General features: G+C 46.8%; 16 protein-coding genes. 12 read left to right on the forward strand and 4 right to left on the reverse strand.

From position 1 onward, the window contains the following. The first annotated feature begins 10 nt into the window (after positions 1-10). The 7 genes from abc-f to C0638_RS09140 all read left to right on the forward strand — a co-directional run bounded on the left by abc-f (position 11) and on the right by C0638_RS09140 (position 7,875). Entirely contained in the window at positions 11-2,095 is a 2,085-nt protein-coding gene (gene abc-f, locus C0638_RS09110) for a ribosomal protection-like ABC-F family protein (protein WP_058711056.1), read from the forward strand. A 332-nt stretch (positions 2,096-2,427) separates the two neighbouring features. Next, the gene (locus C0638_RS09115; RefSeq protein WP_058711057.1) at positions 2,428-3,156 is read left to right on the forward strand and encodes an ABC transporter ATP-binding protein; all 729 of its coding nucleotides are present in this window, start codon (positions 2,428-2,430) and stop codon (positions 3,154-3,156) included. Beyond that, entirely contained in the window at positions 3,153-3,953 is an 801-nt protein-coding gene (locus tag C0638_RS09120; protein ID WP_082689633.1) for an ABC transporter permease, read from the forward strand. The genes C0638_RS09115 and C0638_RS09120 overlap by 4 nt, the downstream gene beginning before the upstream one ends. A gap of 12 nt (positions 3,954-3,965) precedes the next feature. Beyond that, a complete protein-coding gene (locus C0638_RS09125) occupies positions 3,966-4,733 on the forward strand; it encodes an ABC transporter permease (protein WP_102163451.1) in 768 nt (255 codons plus the stop codon). A gap of 202 nt (positions 4,734-4,935) precedes the next feature. Next, entirely contained in the window at positions 4,936-6,168 is a 1,233-nt protein-coding gene (locus tag C0638_RS09130) for an ABC transporter substrate-binding protein (RefSeq protein ID WP_058711060.1), read from the forward strand. Between the two features lie 16 nt (positions 6,169-6,184). After that, a complete protein-coding gene (locus C0638_RS09135) occupies positions 6,185-7,051 on the forward strand; it encodes a carbohydrate ABC transporter permease (protein WP_025676733.1) in 867 nt (288 codons plus the stop codon). After that, positions 7,051-7,875: a carbohydrate ABC transporter permease gene (locus C0638_RS09140; protein ID WP_058711061.1), complete on the forward strand. Its 825-nt coding sequence runs from the start codon at positions 7,051-7,053 to the stop codon at positions 7,873-7,875. Before C0638_RS09135 ends, C0638_RS09140 begins: the two co-directional genes overlap by 1 nt. A gap of 110 nt (positions 7,876-7,985) precedes the next feature. Here C0638_RS09140 and C0638_RS09145 read toward each other — a convergent pair whose 3' ends face one another. The 3 genes from C0638_RS09145 to C0638_RS09155 all read right to left on the reverse strand — a co-directional run bounded on the left by C0638_RS09145 (position 7,986) and on the right by C0638_RS09155 (position 11,453). Then, a complete protein-coding gene (locus tag C0638_RS09145; RefSeq protein ID WP_058711062.1) occupies positions 7,986-9,671 on the reverse strand; it encodes a DUF4179 domain-containing protein in 1,686 nt (561 codons plus the stop codon). Next, the gene (locus tag C0638_RS09150; RefSeq protein WP_058711063.1) at positions 9,631-10,191 is read right to left on the reverse strand and encodes an RNA polymerase sigma factor; all 561 of its coding nucleotides are present in this window, start codon (positions 10,189-10,191) and stop codon (positions 9,631-9,633) included. Before C0638_RS09150 ends, C0638_RS09145 begins: the two co-directional genes overlap by 41 nt. Before the next feature lie 254 nt (positions 10,192-10,445). After that, the gene (locus C0638_RS09155; protein ID WP_058711064.1) at positions 10,446-11,453 is read right to left on the reverse strand and encodes an acrylyl-CoA reductase family protein; all 1,008 of its coding nucleotides are present in this window, start codon (positions 11,451-11,453) and stop codon (positions 10,446-10,448) included. Positions 11,454-11,809: 356 nt separating this feature from the next. Between C0638_RS09155 and C0638_RS09160 the strand changes: the two genes are divergently transcribed. Together C0638_RS09160 and C0638_RS09165 are read left to right on the forward strand one after the other, a co-directional pair. Then, positions 11,810-13,219: an MATE family efflux transporter gene (locus tag C0638_RS09160; protein WP_025676737.1), complete on the forward strand. Its 1,410-nt coding sequence runs from the start codon at positions 11,810-11,812 to the stop codon at positions 13,217-13,219. Positions 13,220-13,509: 290 nt separating this feature from the next. Further along, on the forward strand, positions 13,510-14,523 hold the full coding sequence (locus tag C0638_RS09165; RefSeq protein WP_058711065.1) for a LacI family DNA-binding transcriptional regulator: 1,014 nt from the start codon (positions 13,510-13,512) through the stop codon (positions 14,521-14,523). Between the two features lie 180 nt (positions 14,524-14,703). On the opposite strand, the gene C0638_RS09170 is transcribed toward C0638_RS09165, so the two are convergent. Further along, positions 14,704-15,660, reverse strand: coding sequence for a sugar kinase (locus C0638_RS09170; RefSeq protein WP_013373616.1), 957 nt, complete (start codon positions 15,658-15,660; stop codon positions 14,704-14,706). Positions 15,661-16,000: 340 nt separating this feature from the next. Between C0638_RS09170 and kduI the strand changes: the two genes are divergently transcribed. From kduI to kduD, 3 genes are all read left to right on the forward strand, one after another. Continuing rightward, a complete protein-coding gene (gene kduI, locus C0638_RS09175) occupies positions 16,001-16,831 on the forward strand; it encodes a 5-dehydro-4-deoxy-D-glucuronate isomerase (protein ID WP_058711066.1) in 831 nt (276 codons plus the stop codon). A 79-nt stretch (positions 16,832-16,910) separates the two neighbouring features. Continuing rightward, entirely contained in the window at positions 16,911-17,555 is a 645-nt protein-coding gene (locus C0638_RS09180) for a bifunctional 2-keto-4-hydroxyglutarate aldolase/2-keto-3-deoxy-6-phosphogluconate aldolase (protein WP_013373614.1), read from the forward strand. Positions 17,556-17,604: 49 nt separating this feature from the next. Then, positions 17,605-18,381, forward strand: coding sequence for a 2-dehydro-3-deoxy-D-gluconate 5-dehydrogenase KduD (gene kduD, locus C0638_RS09185; RefSeq protein ID WP_040102621.1), 777 nt, complete (start codon positions 17,605-17,607; stop codon positions 18,379-18,381). Positions 18,382-18,604: the final 223 nt, after the last annotated feature.

Consider the following 18,604-nt stretch of genomic DNA (forward strand, 5'->3'; position numbering starts at 1 on the left):
GAGCCTGAACATGTACATTGTAAACGGTCAACAATTGAAAAAATACCACGCTGCCAATCTGATTTTAGATGGTGCAACGTTTGATATCCATAAGGGAGAAAAGGTGGGGCTTATCGGTCGCAACGGAAGCGGCAAAACCACCCTATTACGCCTAATTGCACGTTTGTCCCGCCCGGATGAAGGGCAGCTCGTCATCGCCAAGGATACGAAAATCGGCTATTTGCCGCAAATCCCGGCAGAGTTTGAAAGCTTCACCGTATACGAAACGCTGGCTTACGCCTATCGTGAGCTGAAGGATTGCCGCAATCAGATGACCACACTGGAACGGGAAATGTCAGATCCGGTTGTGGCAGCGAATCCCGAGCTGTTGGAGAAGATGCTGCAAACGTATGCTTCCCTACAGGAGCAGTTTGAGCGTAACGGCGGCTATGAAATGGATGCAAATATGGATCAGGTAGCGGATGGGCTAGGTATTCCCAAAGCTATGTATACGCGCAACTTCGGATCACTGTCAGGCGGAGAAAAAACCAAAATAGCACTGGCATCACAGCTCATTGGACGGCCGGATTTGCTGCTGCTGGATGAGCCAACCAACCATCTGGATTTGAAAGGGCTGGAATGGCTAGAGCAATTTTTGCAGAGCTACACCGGGGCCTGTGTGGTTGTATCCCATGATCGCTATTTTCTGGATCGAGTTGCTGGCAAGATGATCGAACTGGAGGATGGCGAGGCCTTTACGTACTATACGAATTACAGCGGCTACGTTAAGGAAAAGGAAGAACGTCTGCTGCTGCAATTTGAGGATTATAAGGAACAGCAAAAGCGGATCAAAAAGATGAAGGAGACCATTCGGCGTTTGGAAGAGTGGGGACGCAATGGCGACAACGAAAAGTTTTTCAAAAAGGCAGCCTCAATCCGCAAGGCGCTGGAGCGCATGGAATTGGTGAAGCGGCCTGTACTGGACCCGCAGGGAGCGGAGTTTAACTTAAGACTGGAGGATCGTTCCGGTCGCCGGGTGCTTCGGTTTGAAGAAATCGCCAAAGCCTATGGAGAACGTCAGATATTAAACGGGGCTACGGGTAGCCTAGAATTCGGTGAAAAGGTAGCTTTGTTAGGCGATAATGGCGCGGGCAAAACGACGCTGCTCAAGCTGTTGCTTGGTCAGGAAAGCGTAGATGCAGGCACGGTCCAATGGGGCGCGCGCGTCGAGTACGGATATTTGGCGCAGCAAGAGAGAGAACGGGATAGCCGGGCGACGGTGCTTGCTTATTTTAAGGAGGAAGCAGGACTGGAAGAAGGCGAGGCGCGCGGACAGCTGGCAAAGTATTTATTTTACGGCGCGGATGTGTTTAAGCCTGTGAGCATGCTGTCCGGTGGAGAGTGGTCCCGCTTAAGGCTGGCGCTGCTGGTCATGAAAAAGCCGAATTTGCTGGTGCTGGATGAGCCGACGAACCATTTGGACATCGACTCTCGTGAGGCCTTGGAGGAAGCGCTGGACACCTACACGGGAACGGTGTTGGCGATTTCACATGACCGCTACTTTGTGAACAAGCTGGCTGAGCGCGTGTGGGAGCTGGAGAACGGGAAGATGTTCTTTTATCTGGGTGGCTTCGATGAATACCGCGCGAAGAAGCGGGAGCTGGAAAACGCTCGCTTGCAACGTGGGGCGGATGCAGGGGGACGATCGGCATCTGCAAGTAAAGCCGCATCTGGTGGCGGCTCAGGCTCGAGCCTAGCTACGTCTGCTGGCACAGCGAGCAATGATGCGGGAATGGCTTCGCGGACAGGAGCGACCACCGGAGCCGATGCGAGCCGTGCTCGCTCCGGGTCGGCAGGTCGCTTGGGGGCACCCGATGCCAAGGGTGGGGCACGCGGAGCGAAGGCCGCGAAGCCATCCCGCTCGCCCGCTGCGTCCCGCGAGCGCTTGGAGCGGGCGATTGCCGCCAAGGAAGCAGAATTGGCGGCGACAGATGCCGAGCTGGAGCTGCTCGGTACTAGTAGTGACACGGCGCGCATGGCGGAGCTGTGGGATGCGCGTGAGCAGCTGCAAGCGGAGCTGGACACGTTGCTCGGCGAGTGGATTGAACTAGAGTAAGTGATAGGCTGGTTACTGGATCGGCAACGTATATTTATATAAAGGGTAGCCCTGAGGTAGCACGCCTACTGAAGGGCTACCCATTTTGCAGTGTAAAGACATCAATGCTGAGAATTAATAAACATCTATTATATAAGTTGGTATTAATAAATTATTATCATTTTATTTTACATATAAAGTGAATCGTTTACATTTGGCAACATGTGATATTTTTTAACTGTGAGTATAATATCAGTCATTGTTAAGTGAAGTTTATGTTGTCATTAGAAATCTTACATATCCGTGCCCACGTTGTAACTATTTTGTGATTCGTTATGGATGGGGGAAATAGTATGTCGGACTCCTTGCTGGAGGTCAGTCAGGCGACGAAAAAAATGGGAAAAAGTTATTTGTTAGATCGTGTCTCCTTTAAGCTTCAAAAAGGAAAGATATATGGTTTTATTGGACCTAATGGAGCGGGCAAAACCACAATGATGCGAATCATGACCGGATTAATGCAGCCAACCAGCGGTTCTGTAAAGATAGCTTCATATGATGTATACACAGATCGGGAAAAGGCGCTATCCAAGGTAGGGGCCATTATTGAATCTCCGGTCTTTTTTGATTATATGACAGGTAGGCAGGTTTTACGCAATTTGTCACGGCTGCACTCTGAAATTGCACCCTCTGATCGGGAGATACATATTGAAGAGTTACTTACAAAGGTGAGATTAGAAAAACGAGGGGACGACAAGGTGAAAACCTATTCTCTCGGAATGAAGCAAAGACTAGGTATTGCGCAGTCCATGCTAGGCGCTCCTGATCTCCTGCTGCTGGATGAGCCATCCAACGGTCTCGATCCTATGGGGATGAGAGAACTGAGAGATATTGTGCTTGGTTTGCGTGATTCAGCGAATTATGCCTTTTTTATCTCCAGTCATTTGCTGGATGAATTGCAACAGATATGCGATGAACTCATCGTAATTAAAGAAGGTAGGTTAGTTTGGCAGGGGCCTGCTGATCAGCTGATAAAGGAGGGCCAACGTCTAGAGGATGCTTTTATGGGGTTAATGGGACTATGAAGTTATTAATATACAGTGAGTTCGAACGATTATGGAGACGAAAATGGTTCTGGCTTTTGGTATTATGTACACCGATACTTGCCTGTTCGACAGGAGTATACTTCTTGCGCACGATGAAGATTCCTGTAGAGGTATTATCCTTAAACTTTGTCGTTACTGGTCTGCGTGAGAATTTGTTTTTAGCATGCAATATAGCTGTGGCTGCTTTAGCGGCTGCTGTATACACAGAGGAATTTCGAAGCGGACAACTGCGTTTGTTATTTATGCGCCGATTTACCCGCAGTCAGATTTTCTGGAGCAAGCTGTTGGTTTTGAATACATCTATCTTGTTTCTTCTCATTGCATTTGCAGTATCCTCGCAGGTGATCGTTGAAGTATGGACTCTTTCATATGATATAAGTGATGCGGGACTGTCTGGATCTCAGGGACTACAGATGCTTGAATACTATGGTTGGGCACTTGCCTCACTATTAGCAATAAGCTCCTTATACTGCCTTGTCGCTATGTACAGCAAGAGTGTAACGTATGCAATCGGTGTTTGTATGGTATACAATCTGGGCTCACTGTTGTTTGATTCATTGTATTTAAAATTGGCCGCTTTGGTTTCTCATATCCCCTACTTATACAATGTGATTGCATTTATGATTGTTCCATATATGCAGCATACAGGACTAGATAGGTCCTTAATGGGGAATTTGTCTGTGAATGGAGCGATTATCACTGTTGTTAGTCTATATCTTATCTTTTTTACTTGGGGGGCTTACCGGCGTTTTGTGACCGATGATTATCTATATTAGGGGGATTTCCTCGTGCTAGGAATCTGGCGAAGTGAAATGGAACGAATTTGGAATCGAAAATCCACTTTTTTATTATATATAGCCTATATATTAATCGTGATTGCAATTATATGGAGCCATAAAGTAACGGGTACGAAGGTCTTACGTTTTGGTGAAGGGACTGTGGTCGTAAATAATCTCAACCTGCCGTGGTTGATGATGAGTGAGGTTGCTTTATTTCTCATTACAGCAATCCTGCCCATTCTGTATGTGGACCAACTAAGCGGAGATCTCTATTCTGGAGCCTATAGGCTATATATGCTACGACCGTATCGACGTTTTCAGTTTTGGCTTGCCAAGTTGCTGGCACTATCAGCCACGACGGTCATTTTTATGGGGACAAGCTTGCTCATAGGTGTAATCGCTGGATGGTTGTTTTTCCCGCACAGTTCTACTTTTTTAAAATACGGTTCATCCGTTGCCTCTCTCCGGTCGGACTCTATATCCTACATACTTGCGTTTTATTTGGTATTAACGCTGGTTTGTCTTGTAAAGCTCATGTTGAGTAGCGTTGTATGTTTGTTTGTGTCACGGCCGTTATTTGCCTATATAGTGATTCTTATGTTATCCGTATTTCTCTTCGAGTTGTTTAGGCCACTCATTATGTTAATGGACCCGTTTCAGCAAATAATGCTTGCTTTAAGATTAGACAGCTCCTTGAATTTTTGGATGTGTGCAGGAGGGTTGATTCTGGTAAGCATCATTATTAGTTTTACACGATGGCAAAGAAAGATTGTTTAGAAATATGACTTTGTAGCCTTACATTATAAAAGCGAAAAAGATCCAAGCGACCGTTTGAAGGTTAGCTGGATCTTTTTTTATACGAACGGTGTTGGACTTCGTGGCGGTAATTGCATCCGGTGTATCGTTTCTTTTCTGCAAGGGACGGGTATTAATTGTCTAGTCCCGCATAGATTGACATAGGGGAAAAGGAGGTATGAGCATGTGGAATGGGGTCAAAAGACTGTCTACACTAGCGGCGATCCTGCTGCTAGCGATCATTGTAAGCGCATGCAATAGGAGTGACAATTCAGGCAAGGTGCAAATTGAGTTTTTCCAAAACAAGCCGGAGGCCAAGGGTTCGTTTGATAAGCTGATCGCTCAATTCAATCAGGAACATCCCGGTATTGAAGTGACACAGGTCAATCCGCCAGAGGCAGAAACGGTGCTATTGACCCGGGTTGTCAAAAACGATGTACCTGACATTGTGGGTCTTGGGGCCACAGATACCTACTCCATTTTGGCGCAGAGCGGTATTTTTACGGATCTGGCGAATACAGAATTACCGCGTACGGTGGACCCGATTTACCTCAAAATGCTTAAGGATGTGACCGGGGTCGATCCTGTGTATGGAATTCCTTATGCTGCGAATGCGAATGGTGTGATGTATAACAAGACACTTTTTAAAGAAATGGGATTACAGGTGCCCAAAACGTGGGATGAACTGATTGCAACGGCGCAAAAGATCAAGGCTGCTGGTAAAATCCCATTTTATTTTACATATAAAGATGATTGGCAAACGAACCTTCCTTTTAATGCACTGGGTCCGAATTTGGTGGGCATTGATTTTTTCCTGCAACGGCGTGAGAATCAGGTCACCTTTCAGGACAAGTACCGCGAGGTTGCGGAAAAGCAGCTGGAGCTACTGAAATACGGACATAGTGATAATTTTGGCAAAAACTATGCTGACGGTAATCGTGCTTTCGCTAACGGGCAGGGACTGATGTACATTCAGGGCTCGTGGGCTATATCTGAAATTCGCAAAGCTAACCCGAAAGTGGAACTCGGATTTTTCCCGTTACCCACAGGGAATGACGCAAAGGCGGTCAAGCTGGTGTCTGGTATAGATACGCTTTTAGCTGTTTCGGAAAGCACGCCGCATAAAAAGGAGGCGGAGGAGTTCATTGCCTTCTTATTAAAACCGGAGAACAGCAAGCAATACATTACGGAACAAACGTTGTTTTCAGCGGTGAAGGGAGTCACGCAGGATGACCCGAGTGTGGCAGAGCTGCTGCCGTATTTTAAATCAGGCCGTGTCATTGATTTTGCCGATCATTATATTCCCAAAGCGGTCCAATTGAATTCAATTGTACAGGCGTTCCTGCAAAACGGAGACATCGATGCCTATCTAGCCAAGCTCGACCGGGAGTGGAATAAGGTAGCTAACCGCCGATAGGGGAGGAGGACGAGACATGAATAAGCGACTAACGACTTTTTACTGGATGACGGTGCCGGCGGTGCTATTGTTTTTTATATTTTTGACCTTACCTGCCTTGCAGGGATTTTATTACTCGCTCACCAATTGGAACGGATTCGGCCATCAGTATCACTTTGTCGGGTTTAAGAACTATATTAATTTGTTTCAGGACGACAATGTGGGCAATGCTTACTGGTTTACTTTCAAATTTGCGATTGTGGTTACCATTGCGATTAATATTCTCAGCTTGCTGATTGCCATGGGGCTGAACGCTAAAATACGTTTTCGTAATTTCTTTCGCGGGATTTATTTCTTACCTAATATTTTGAGCGTGTTGATCGTAGGTTACATATTCAATTACCTGTTCTCGAACGTGTTTACGATCTGGGGACAGAACTTAGGTATTGGCTCACTATCGACGAACATCTTAGGCAGTGAGCAGTTGGCTTGGGTAGGAGTGGTCATTGTAGCTGTATGGCAGGGCATCGCCTTTAATACGATTCTCTATCTGGCAGGGCTACAAACGATTCCGACCAGTCTGTATGAGGCATCCAATCTGGATGGTGCAGGTAAATGGCGTGAATTCTGGAGCATTACCTTTCCGTTGATTGCTCCGTTTTTTACGATCAATATGGTATTGGCGATGAAAAATTCCCTGATGGTATTTGATCAGATCGTGGCCTTGACGAACGGCGGACCGGGACGGGCCACGCAATCGATTTCCCATCTGATATACACCGGGGGCTTTAGAGGTGGGGAATTTGCATATCAGTCGGCTAACTCAGTCATTTACTTTATTGTGATTGCGATCATTTCCATCTTACAGCTGCGATTCCTCCAGAGAAGGGAGATGGACAACTGATGAAAACAAGCAGACGTACCAACTGGCCTGTGCTGATTCTGGTAGCGTTGGGGACAATATTTATCCTGTTTCCCCTCTATATGACGGTGACGATTGCACTTAAAAATCCCGAGCAGATGGCGCATTCCGCCTTTGCCTTTCCGACCGAGCTGCATTGGGAAAATTTTAGTCGTGCAGTGGAAATGACCAACTTTTTCAGTGCTTTTCAGAATAGTGTGATGGTGACAACATCGACAGTCATCCTCACTTTGCTCACCAATTCCATGGTTGCGTATGCCATTGCTCGTAATATGCAGCGGCGTTTCTTCAAGGGGTTATATTTTTACTTTGTGAGCGCCATGTTTATTCCGTTCCCGATCATCATGCTGCCGATTGTGAAGCTGGCCTCGGGCCTCCATATGACCAATCTGTTGGGTCTTATCGTGCTGCATACGGTATATGGCTTGGCGTTTAATGTCTTCGTGTATGTCGGTTATATTCGCTCCATACCGGTGGCATTGGAAGAGGCAGCTACGGTAGATGGCGCGACGACATGGGGGACATTTTGGCGGATTATATTTCCGCTGATGGCGCCGATTAGTGCTACGGTGGGGATCCTCACTTGTCTGTCCACATATAATGACTTTTTACTGCCGCTCATTATTATCAGCGATGCGGAGCAATATACACTGCCGCTCGTTCAGTATGTATTTCAGGGACAGTTCAATACGGATTTTAATCTGGCCTTTGCCTCGTACCTGATGGCCTTGCTGCCGATGATTATTGTCTACCTGATTGCACAAAAATGGATTATCAATGGTGTTACGCAAGGTTCTGTGAAGTAAAGCGGAGTTACAACAGCTTCACGCAGACTGTGCCTTGTTAGACAAATAAAATAGGGGGTTCCTATACTGTGAATCACACAGGTATAGAAAACCCTCTTTTTATAGCATTGTTATTTAGATACTTTGCTGTTGCTTGTCAGTGGCTGCAAGGGTACGGTCGTCTCTGCTTCCGGGTCGTCTGTTGTATAGTAGAACATATAAATAGAAGCTTCCTTTCCCTTGAAGTTCTTGTAGACATCCACTGCCTTATTATTGCCATCTCCGGCGAAGTTGGCCGTGATCGGCTTGCCAATAATCCTTTCTTTCCCCAGGCCAATATGCGTCTGGTTAATCCCCCCAAAGTGAGTGTCCTCACTTTCGGTTTCTACGAACAAGTCCGAGTCTTGCTTGTAGTAGGTCCACTTCACAGGATAGCCACCGATTTGCGTCGTTAGCGTCTGTTTTTGCTCAGAAATATCAGCTAAACGCTGTGGCGTTTTGTCATCCGAATGGGTCGTAACCTTGTATTTGCCTGTAAATGTAATGGGAGTGTCCTTGGTAATCACAAGATTGGCCGGTCTTTCAAAACGGATCGTGTTCAGATCGTGTTCCTGATCAGGTGAAGACCAACGGCTACCCTCTAACGTTGTACCGTTCACAGAAAGAAAATATTTTTGATAAGGTAACATGGCGAATTTCTCCTTGCTTCTGATCGTGACACGGATTTGTGTCGGTGTGACAATCATTTGTTCCAGCATAAAATTCGGATTGCCGTTCTCTAATGGGGTATTCAGCACGCTTTTTATTGTACCGCTCTCCATTTTCTTCTTGCTTAACTGCAGGTCAAATTTTAGGGGCTCATGTATACTTTTCTCGGTTTGTGCATATTGCAGTTTAAAAGTAGTTTGCCCTTCAGGTATATCCTCTTTAGTAAAATACTGCTGGGCTGTGTATTCTCCGTTCTCACCGGGTGTACCAAATGTCCCTCCAGATTGAGGATTCACAGGCTTCCCATCTTTGTAGGCAATAATTTGTGGATTGTCCCATTCCTTTGGTATGGACGAATCGAAGGTAATTGCTGAGGACAGCATCAGCTTGTCCTTACCTTGTTTAAATACTTGTACCTTCATATCTTGTAAGCCGTTACGATCCAGTTTGAAAGTCTGCGTCTGAGGTGATTTGATATCGAGCGGCAAATCCAATTCCTGAACGCTGGTGAGCTCAACATGATCTACAGTCAGCCGCACGTTCTCTGTTTCTTGCTGCGGTGTCCAATCACTTTCAAAGTAACCGTTATAGCGTTGATTTTTCTCGTCCCATTGCTGGAAGCTGTACTCCCCTTCGCTGCTTTTCCCCGCAGCATTTTTAAGTGATACGCCTTTGACATTCCAAAACTCGTTGTCTGTACGTTTCCCGACTTCCAGGCTGTACAGAATCACAGTCCGATTCTCATCGACAATAGCGGTATGCAACGTCAGCTTTATCCCGTCTCTGGTGACAGACTGTTCTAAAGGCTGTCCAAGGTTTTGAGCTAAAGCCGTCTCAATTCCACTTCTTCCGTGCAGCAGATTGTCCCAATTATAATGGATGGCGGCATAGACGGGAACGGCAACGAGAAGTGCACTCAGAGAGGCGGCGATAGCTATTTTGCGCCAATTTCTATGTCGGTGCGGAGTGAATGAATCGAAAGTGTCGGTTAGCGTAGGGGCAGTATGCCCTGTCTGTTCCATCCGGTTCCACATCTCATCGAAGTCAGGATAGGCCATTTTCGAATCATCATTTAACTTGCGCTTCAATGCCTTTTCTACGTTGTTCATAGTTCTCTCCTTCCAGCTCGGGAATCTGTGCGCCAGCCTCCCGCAGTATTTGTTCCATTAACTTTAGCCCTTTGTGTGTCCTGGATTTGACGGTTCCCAGCGGAATTTCCAGCAGTTTGGATATTTCCGCCAGCGTGAAATCATGCATATAGCGAAGTGTCAGCACAGCGCGGATTTTGGCCGGAAGGCAATTCATATAAACGGCCCATTCCTCAGCCGACTCGCGTTCCTCCACCTGCCTGTCTACTGACTTGCTTTCGGTTCCGGTAAAAAGATGGAGATTGGCCGATACTTTCAGATGCAGGCTTTTTCGGCGTTTAAGATGGTTCAGACAATGATTGACCGTAACTTTCATAATCCAGGCTTTTAGTTGCTCGATGTGCTCACGATTGCTGCGAAACAAGGTTATAAACACTTCCTGTGTTAAATCCTCTGCATCCGAGGCGTTATGGACCATGTAGTAGCAGGTTCGGTACACATCCCGTTGATACAGATCAAACAACTCTCGATTACTTTGCAATGATGGCTCTCCTTTCTCGTGCAGTTTATCTATACAACAATTGGAGTTCACAAAAGGTTCATTTGGTTATGAAAATAAATCGTCCGCTTCGAATGTGTCCACTTTTTCTCCAATGTACCACACAAAAAAAGAAGCCTGTAAATCTCAAAACTGCAGATTTACAGGCTTCTTATATGTTTCATTGCTAGACCCTACGGGATGACACACCTTCGCGTAAAAACCCGTCAACGAATAGCTTATGGACAACCTTCCGCTTAATCAGCCAGCCGTACAATCGTTCTACCCTGTGAGCGGGCTGCCAGGATGTCTTCAAGCGCGCTTGGCAGGTCACCCAAGCCAATTTCGCGCTCAACGAGCTGTTCTAGCTGTTTCGGCTTCCAGTCACTGCCGAGGTGCTTCCAGATCGCTACGCGGGTGTCATAGGGGCAGAAGACAGAGTCTATGCCCAGCAGATTTACGCCGCGCAAAATAAATGGGAGCACCGTCGTAGGCAGCTTGGTGCCTGCCGTCAGGCCGCTCACGGCAACAGAGCCGTTGTAGGCGATCTGGCTGAGCAGCGAAGCGAGCGGCTTTCCGCCTACAGGGTCTACAGCCGCTTGCCAAAGCTGCTTGGCTAGCGGTCGAATGCTCTCGGCACCGTCGTAAACCTCCTCACGCGAAATAACATCGGCTGCTCCGAGCGCCTTGAGGTAATCATGGGATTCGACTTTGCCACTGCTGGCTACGACATGGTAGCCCCTCTTGTGCAGCAAGGCAATGGCTGCACCGCCTACGCCACCCGTCGCACCGGTGACGAGCACCTTACCCTTCTCCGGCGCAACGTCGTTTTGCTCCAGCCGATATAACGACAGGGCTGCGGTGAATCCGGCTGTCCCAAAAATCATCGCCTCTCTCAGCGTGAGTCCGTCGGGAAGTGGAACCACCCAGTCCGCAGGCACGCGCGCATATTGGCTGAATCCTCCGAATTGAGACACACCCAGCCCGTACCCGGTAACGAGTACCGCTTGTCCTTCGCTAAAACGGCTATCCTCGGAAGAAACGACGGTTCCCGAACAATCTATGCCGGGTACGAACGGATAGGATTTGACAATATTGCCATCCTTGCGGGCGGCAAGCCCGTCTTTATAATTGATGCTGGAATAAGCGACACGAATCAATACTTCTCCAGCAGGTAAACTGTCAGTTTCCAAAGAACGTACTTCTGCTTGAACCTCTCCGTCCTGCGTCTGATCGACGACAAGGGCTTGAAATGATTGAGTCATCTGTAAAAGCCTCCTTTATTACCGTTTAAGTCTATGAATGACCTATATAATCCATTTCTAAATTACAAATTATGCTTGGGAAGCATACAACAATCTGCACGTCCTGTCAGCGGCAATGCTCACAAGCTCTTAATCTATTATACCCTTTAGCTCATCAAGACATCGAGCGGACCGGATTATGGCTATATTCTTGCAACAGCTTGTTTCAATAAAGTTCGATAATCAAATATAAAGAAGGTGATAAATGAATTCTTACGTATTTTTCAAATCATTTTACGTAAACGGGATGTATTTTCAGAATGACTGTGCTAACATACCCTTTGATCATTAAATATTCTATGAAGAAAGGTGAATGAATGACAACCAGAGCACTAAAAAATGGTTCGGTATTGTCCGAAGCCAAGGAACTGAATTTGTTCCGTTTGACATGGCCTATTTTCCTTGAATTGTTCCTGTTTATGCTAATGGGAAGCGTCGATACATTCATGCTCAGTTCTGTATCTGATAATGCAGTGTCGGGTGTGGGCGCGTCCAATCAAATTATTTCAATCGCTATCCTTGTACTGGAGGTTATCGGCAACGGCGCTGCTATCGTCGTAGCTCAATATATCGGTTCTAAGAAACTTGTCGAAGCGGCTCAGGTGACGGGTACGGCCATTACTCTGAATTTAATGGTAGGTCTTTTGCTAAGCGTGATTTTTCTTGTGTTTGGTACTCATATGTTGCAATGGCTGAATGTCCAGGGGGATATTCTGACTTACGCGGAATCCTATATGAGTATCGTCGGGGGGGCCATTTTCCTTCAGGCATTGATTAACTCGCTGGCGGCGACCATTCGTACGCACGGTTTTACCAAAGAAACGATGTATGTATCGGTTTTTATGAACGTGATCCACGTGGTCGGCAACTATGTTTTGATTTTGGGGCATTGGGGAATGCCTGCACTCGGTGTAGAAGGTGCTGCTATTTCTACAGTAGGTAGCCGCTTTATTTGTCTCTTGATCTTCTTCTGGCTGATGTACCGGGTAACTGAGGTCCGTGTCGAGTGGAAATATTACGTCCATTTATCCAGAAAATTTATCACAAAAATATTGCGTATTGGTGTACCATCCGCGCTGGAGTCCATCATGTATCAGTCTTGTCAGCTCATATTTACACTGTATGTGACTTATCTGGGCGCTGAAGCGATGGCGACACGTCAATATGCCAATAATATTTCGAGCTATATTTATTTGTTCAGTATGGCAGTTGGTATGGGAACGGCTATTGTAGTGGGGAGGCTCGTGGGAGCCAGGGAGAAGGATACGGCTTATAAACGTGTATTGAGCAGTGTGAAATGGGCGCTGCTCGTGACTGTGATCATTGATGCGATAGTTATCTTTTTCCGTGTACCCCTGCTCGGTTTGTTTACGGAAAACCCTGAGATTATTCGTTTGGGTGCACAGGTTATTTTACTTAGCATTCTGCTGGAAACTGGCCGGACGACGAATATCGTCATTATTAACTCGTTGCGTGCTGCTGGAGATGCCAAGTTCCCAGTCTTTATGGGCCTGATCTCCATGGTCTGCATGAGCTTGCCGCTGGGTTATCTGCTGGTATTCAAGCTGGATATGGGACTCGCTGGTGTGTGGCTGGCGATTGCTGCTGATGAATGGACTCGTGCTGTCATCATGTATGCCCGCTGGAGAAGCCGGTTATGGGAAAAGCATTCGCTGGTCGAGCACGATACACCGGATCAACCTGCAACGCCTGTTCCGGCACACTAATCCAAGTAGTTATTCGGGTTAACTGGAACCTAGCTTTTTGATAGAGTTGTATACGTGGAGGTAGTTCAAGAGAACATCTTGAACTACCTCTTTTTCCTGCATAGAGAGGAAATAGCAGAGGACCAAAAACTGTATATGTAAAACGGAGTAGGCGGAGTGGCAGCACAGGTAAGTTTTAAGCTCAGAATATATCATAATGGCATTCATAAATAGAAGTATGGTAAATTTACTAAAAGAAAGATATACTTTTGTTGCACTAACGCAGTACATGAAAGACAAGGAGTGTACCGATGAAGAAGCCGACGATTGAAGATGTTGCCCAGAAGGCGGGAGTGTCTAAAAGCACGGTCTCGCAATTTCTGAACAAACGATATAAATATATGAGCGACCAAACCAAAGACCGGATCGCCGAGGTTATTCAGGAGCTGAACTATCAGCCTAACGGGCTGGCCCGCAGCTTGAAGCAAAACCGGACGTTTATGGTGGGAGTCATTGTGGCCAACATTGATTATACGCTGTCGATTCAGTCTATCCGTGCGATTGAGGAGGAATTGCAGCGCTTTGGCATTCAGGTGATCATTTGCAACGCCGATGAAAACCCTGACAAGGAAAGTCAGTATATTGAGATGCTCAAGGCCCGCCAAGTGGACGGCTTAATCATCTTCCCGACAGGAAAGCATGCGGACATTTACAACCAGCTCATTCGGGAAAAATATCCATTGGTGTTTTTGGACCGCCTGGTGGACGGTGTCAATACACGCAGCCTGCTGCTGGATAACGAAATGGCGATTAAGCTGGCGATTCAGGAACTTGTGGCTCACAAGCATGAACGAATTGCGTTGATTACCTTGCCCCTTGGCTTGAATCGGATTACTCCACGAGTGGAGCGGCTCAGCGGATATAAGAAGGCGCTGGAGGAGCATGGCTTGCCATTTCGTGAAGAGTATATGCACAGTGTGCCGAGAGAAGAAATCCAGCAGACACTGAAGGAACTGTTCCAACTGCCGGAGCCGCCGACTGCACTATTGGCCGGGAATGATATCGTGTTGGCTGAGGTGTTGAAGTATGTGAATGCCCGCCGCATCCGTATTCCGGCAGAGCTGTCCGTTATCGGGATTGACGATGCGGAGTTTGCCCATATTTACAATCCGCCCATTACGACCATTACACAACCGATTGCGGATATGGGGAAGCAGGCGGCAAAAACGCTGCTGTCCAGCATTGAGGAAGGCGGCGAGTCGGTTCCGATTATTTACCGATTTGTGCCGGATATCAATCGAGGAGAATCCGTCAAAATGCTGTAAACGAGTATATGTCATATATATAAAAATAGCCCGTATTCCTTTGTACGACCTGAGTATGCGTATGCTGCTCAGGTCGTACAAATGCGAATACGGGCTATTGGAAGTTAAGGCTGACTTAGGATTCGGCCTTGTTGAGCTTGCGCTCATAGCGGTGAAGGTTATGCGGGGAATGAACCCAAACTAATTGGTGCTGGCGCTGAGCAAAAAAGATTCCAATTCGGCTCGCGTCGGATAGCCGTCCATGTCTCCGGCTGACATGACAGCCAGCGCACCAAGTGCATTACCGCGCTTGACTGCTTCAGCCAGGGGTAATCCTTCCAGCAGTGCGCTGATAACACCTGCGGCAAAGCCGTCACCTGCGCCGACGGTATCCACGACATGATCTACGCGGAAACGCTTGACATATCCCTCTGCATCTGCGGATTTGTAATAGGCGCCTTCGGTTCCCAACTTGATGATCACCAGCGAGGTGCCGCGATCGAGGTAGAACGAAGCGATATCTTCAGGCGAAGTATAGCCTGTTAGTATTTTACCTTCATGAATGCCTGGCAGCAGCCAGTCGCAACCCTCGGACGCTTCGTTAATCGCCTCCACCATCGTTTGTGTGTCAGGCCATAACTTGGGTCTGAGGTTGGGATCGAAGGATACTGTTTTGCCTGCCTTTTTCATAAACTGCTTCGCATGTCGGGCGAAGTCGCGGCATTCAGGGGAAAGTGCGACAGAAATACCTGTAAAGTGCAGGTGGCGAGCCCCGGCAAAGTAAGCTTCGTTAAAATCAGCAATGCTCAGTGTGGAAGCGGCGGAATGCCTGCGAAAATATTCGACCTCAGGATCGCCGCTGGTAACTTTGGATTTAATCAGCATCCCGGTAGAGTGGTCTTTGGTAAACATGACATTTTGGGTGTCAATCTTCTCCTGACGCAGTGCATCGGCAATGAACTTGCCGAACGTATCCTCGCCGAGTTTGGTCACGAGTCCGGCTCGTAGTCCCAAACGCGACAAACCGGCCGAAACATTCGTCTCCGCTCCGGCCAGCGCTTTGGTGAATGAACGCACCTCATCCAGAGAGCCTGCTTCATTGGCGTAAAACATGGCCATGGGTTCTCCGAAGGTAACAGCATCCAATGTTGCGGTCATTTGAATTCCTCCTTATGTTTAGTAAACTAAATCTGTAAGCGTATGCACCACTTGAATAAAATGAAATTATCACATAAATCGGTTTTTCACAATGAGTAAGTTGATATATTTGCTAAAAACTTTTTGGGTAATATAGATAAAAAAATATGTTCTTGTTTATCAAAAGGTAAAAAGTATGTAAAAATTCGCGAATATTAAGGCTTTTTCTAGGAATGATGAAGTTTTGGGTTGACACCCTCTTAGATAATTATTACAATTCTAGCTAAGAAGTAGAGTTAGAAACCGCTTTTATAACAATTCCGTTGATAAAAAAGTTTATCTAAACAGGAGGAATGTTTTTATGGAAATGCGTTATTCAACTCATCCCGAACATGCCAAGCATTTTACGACTGAAGAGTTGCGTCAGCACTATCTGATCCAGGAGCTTTTTGTACCTGAGGAAGTAAAGCTGGTCTATACGCATGAAGATCGTGTCATTATCGGGGGCATTCACCCCGTGAATAAATCTGTTGCACTGGAAGGTAACGATCAAATCAAAGCGGAAACTTTCCTGGAGCGCCGTGAACTGGGTGTTTTTAATGTCGGCGGCAGCGGTACGGTCAAGGTGGATGGTGAAACTTACGAGCTGGCCACAAAAGACTGTCTTTACGTAGGTAAAGGTGCCAAGGAGTTGATCTTTGAAAGCGATTCCAGAGAAAAACCTGCGAAGTTTTATATCGTTTCAGCCTTGGCTCATACCACGTATCCGACGACGAAGCAGTCCTTTGCCGATGTGCCGTCTGAAAGTTTGGGTTCGCAGGAAACAGCCAATAACCGCACGTTACGTCGCTTTATCCATGATGAAGGCATTCAAAGTTGCCAACTGGTTATGGGTATGACCACATTAGAGAACGGCAGTGTGTGGAACTCTATGCCAACACATGTTCATGACCGTCGCATGGAAGTGTATTTCTATTTTGAGCTGGATGAGAACGCCAGAATGTTCCACCTGATGGGTGAGCCGAACGAAACGCGCCATCTGGTCATGAAAAATGATGAAGCCGTTATTTCCCCACCTTGGTCTATCCACTGCGGTGCGGCTACGGGTAGCTATACCTTCATTTGGGGCATGGCCGGTGAAAATAAAACATACAAGGACATGGATCAGGTAGCCATGAGCGAGCTGCGTTAATCCGGTCATTGCATTGGAGCGTAGACCTGCAAGCGGCTGAGGAACCATGGTCATCCCATTCGTGGAAAGGATCAGGAACATGACGAAAAAGAAAGTTTTGGAACATATCACTTCGGTTGGTGTTGTCGCAGTCATTCGGGGAAACACAGCGGAGGAAGCGTATCAAATGTCCAAAGCCTGTATTGAAGGCGGCTTGGATAATATTGAGCTTACGTTTACCACACCGGATGCGGATCAGGTCATTCGAAGATTGAGAGACGAATTTAAGGACCGGGCCGTTATAGGTGCAGGAACTGTACTGGAGTCACTGACGGCGAGAATTGCTATTCTGGCCGGAGCAGAATTTGTTGTGAGTCCTTCTTTTGAAGAAGAAACAGCGAAGCTATGCAATTTGTACGCGATTCCTTATATGCCTGGCTGTATGACGCTGAATGAGATCAAGGAAGCCATGAAATTGGGCAGTGATGTCGTGAAGTTGTTCCCGGGCAATACGATGGGGGCGGACTTTGTTAAGGCCGTGAGAGGACCAATGCCTCACGTGCAGATTATGCCAACGGGTGGCGTTGATCTGGATAATATGGAAACCTGGCTGCGTAACGGATGTGTGGCTGTGGGAATTGGAGGCAATTTGACGGCTCCAGCCAAGGAAGGTCGCTACGACTTGATCACAGAAAATGCAGCGCGTTATGTAGCTAAATATAAAGAAGTACGTGCAGCGTTGTAGGCTTCAGGAAATATAGGTTTTTATACTAATTTGTGATGGAGGCGTAGGCATGGGTCTGGACAATTTTTCATTGGATTTTTTCAGTCTAAAAGGTAAAACGGCGATTGTAACAGGGGGCAACAGTGGACTAGGTCAAGGATATTCCGTGGCTTTGGCCAAAGCAGGCGCAAACCTGTTCATTGTAGCTAACAATGATGATTATGAAGAAACAAGACTTCTGCTGGAGCCAACGGGTGTAAAGTTTGCCTTTTACCAGGCTGACCTGACTGAAAAAGCATCCATTAAAAAACTTGTAGAAGAGTGCGTCAAGGAATTTGGCAAAATTGATATCCTTGTCAATAATGCGGGTACGATCCGCCGCGCTCCTTTGCTGGAGTATAAAGATGAAGATTGGGACGCTGTTATGGAAATCAATCTGAATGCTGTATACCATTTGAGCCAGGAAGTGGCGAAGATAATGGTAGAGCAAAAAAGCGGAAAGATTATTAATGTCGCTTCTATGCTTGCTTTCCAAGGCGGCAAGTTCGTTCCGCCGTATACAGCAAGTAAGCATGCAGTGGCTGGCTTGACCAAGGCATTTGCAAACGAGCTGGCGGTTCATAACGTTCAGATTAATGCGATTGCCCCTGGTTATATTGCTACGGCGAACACAGCTCCAATTCGTGCGGATGAAAATCGCAATCAAGAAATATTGTCGCGTATTCCTGCTGGTCGTTGGGGTGATCCGTCTGATCTGATGGGAGTTGTTGTTTTCCTCGCCAGTCAGGGTTCGGACTACATGAACGGTCATATCTTGGCGGTGGATGGCGGCTGGCTGGTACGTTAAGCAGCGCTACTCACATCGAAGTCATGAACTGAAAGCTGCCTCAAAAGGAATTCATCCTTTCAGGCAGCTTTTTTGTATGATGAAGCGATAAGCTGAACATGAAGATTTGGGACGCTGTGTCGATTCCGTCCTATGCATGTGACACGAATGCCTTTATAATTTAATGAGATAAAAATTGCCTAGGCTCCAGCCGTTACACTTGGTTGGAGCCTTTGAGCATAAT

The sequence above is a fragment of the Paenibacillus sp. lzh-N1 genome (assembly GCF_002872435.1).
Classification (GTDB): domain Bacteria; phylum Bacillota; class Bacilli; order Paenibacillales; family Paenibacillaceae; genus Paenibacillus; species Paenibacillus polymyxa_C.